This is a genomic window from Paracoccus marcusii (assembly GCF_006151785.1).
In the GTDB taxonomy this organism is placed as follows: Bacteria; Pseudomonadota; Alphaproteobacteria; order Rhodobacterales; family Rhodobacteraceae; genus Paracoccus; species Paracoccus marcusii.
Window position 1 is genome coordinate 1 of sequence record NZ_VDDD01000255.1, and the last position, 1219, is coordinate 1219.

At 48.3% G+C, this 1219-nt stretch carries 2 protein-coding genes; one reads left to right on the forward strand and one right to left on the reverse strand.

Features of this window, described 5'->3' with window-relative positions; genetic code table 11:
- The first annotated feature begins 194 nt into the window (after nucleotides 1-194).
- The gene (locus tag FHD68_RS18615) at nucleotides 195-776 is read left to right on the forward strand and encodes a hypothetical protein (RefSeq protein ID WP_139086610.1); all 582 of its coding nucleotides are present in this window, start codon (nucleotides 195-197) and stop codon (nucleotides 774-776) included.
- Nucleotides 777-889: 113 nt separating this feature from the next.
- Here the strand turns inward: FHD68_RS18615 and FHD68_RS18620 are convergent, their stop codons facing one another.
- Entirely contained in the window at nucleotides 890-1072 is a 183-nt protein-coding gene (locus FHD68_RS18620) for a hypothetical protein (protein ID WP_139086612.1), read from the reverse strand.
- Between the last annotated feature and the right edge of the window lie 147 nt (nucleotides 1073-1219).

Consider the following 1219-nt stretch of genomic DNA (forward strand, 5'->3'; position numbering starts at 1 on the left):
ATCGCCCCGACCAGCTCGGGTGGAGGCCGGTCTTGCCGGCCGGAACCGGGGACGCGGCCCGAAGGGGACGCCCGGATCAGTTTATGATCTTGCTGAAACGATAGTCTCATGAAAATTACATATTAGATGATGTCCTCAAGCCTCAGCTGAGCAAACAGCCAAAACATGTTTACAAGTATTAGGAGTTAACAACGATGCCTAACCTAGCACGCGCACAATATTGGACGATTATAGCGCTTTCCTCTATCGCTTTTTTGCTCTCGTTAGCTTGGATTGGAATAGAATCTTCAGATTACTTTGTTGACCCGTACAATTTGGAACCGTTTGTAGTCGCTTTCGCTAGTTTCGTTCCTATTGTTACCTTGTTTTGGCCGTTCAAGCCAAAACACCGCTCCACCAGGATCAAAGATACATTGACCGTTAATGGATCAATCACCCGAACAGCCGAAATGGGAGAGGGAGAATCCCTTTTTATTATTACTTTATCACCAAATTCTAGCACCTCGGCACACATAAGATTTTCCGATCCTTCAATTAGAGGATCATATGTCACACCTGAAAGTAGATTTTCTGATATTAAGAATGCGGCGGCCTATCATGCGACCGATATTGATAAGACCGCAAACAGAGGAGATATTGTAGCTATGAAAAATAGATTCAATAACTATTGCCTATTTTCTATTACTAAAATTATAGAGCATAACAACAATAGAAATGCTGATGAGTGGGTGTTGAACTATGTCATTGATCCCAAGGGAGGGGTAAATTTCAGCTGATTAAAGCTGATCAATTCTACATATCGCAGCATTAAAAATTGCTACAGCAACGAAAAAACACCCCGGCTGCCATGCAGCCGGGGTGTTCAGATCTTGCCTCCGCTGACGCTGCCTTACCGAATGTAGCTCATTGCAGCAGACATGCGCGCCAGTCCAACCACCTCGTATGTCCCTGTAGCAGGGTTCAGTGCGAATAGGCCGTTGCCCCGCAGCTCGATTTTAAGGACCCCATCGCTGTCAGACAGCATGCCCTCCAGCATTTCACGGGCAATTTCCGCTTTGGCGTCCTGTCCCATCTCACGCGTCAACTTGCCCGCTGCGCCGTCAGGTGCAGCTCGGCCCGAAGGGCCGGGCCTGGAGGCGGGGGCCGGCTGACCTGCTACGGGATTTTTCCTCCACCATCGATTAGAGTCCGATCCAACTTGAGGACGGACAATGAAGCG

What these genes read in the sequence shown, in the direction of transcription:
- FHD68_RS18615 (WP_139086610.1), top strand. Translation starts at nt 195, where the DNA reads ATGCCTAACCTAGCACGCGCACAATATTGGACGATTATAGCGCTTTCC.
- FHD68_RS18620 (WP_139086612.1), bottom strand. Translation starts at nt 1,072, where the DNA reads ATGGGACAGGACGCCAAAGCGGAAATTGCCCGTGAAATGCTGGAGGGC.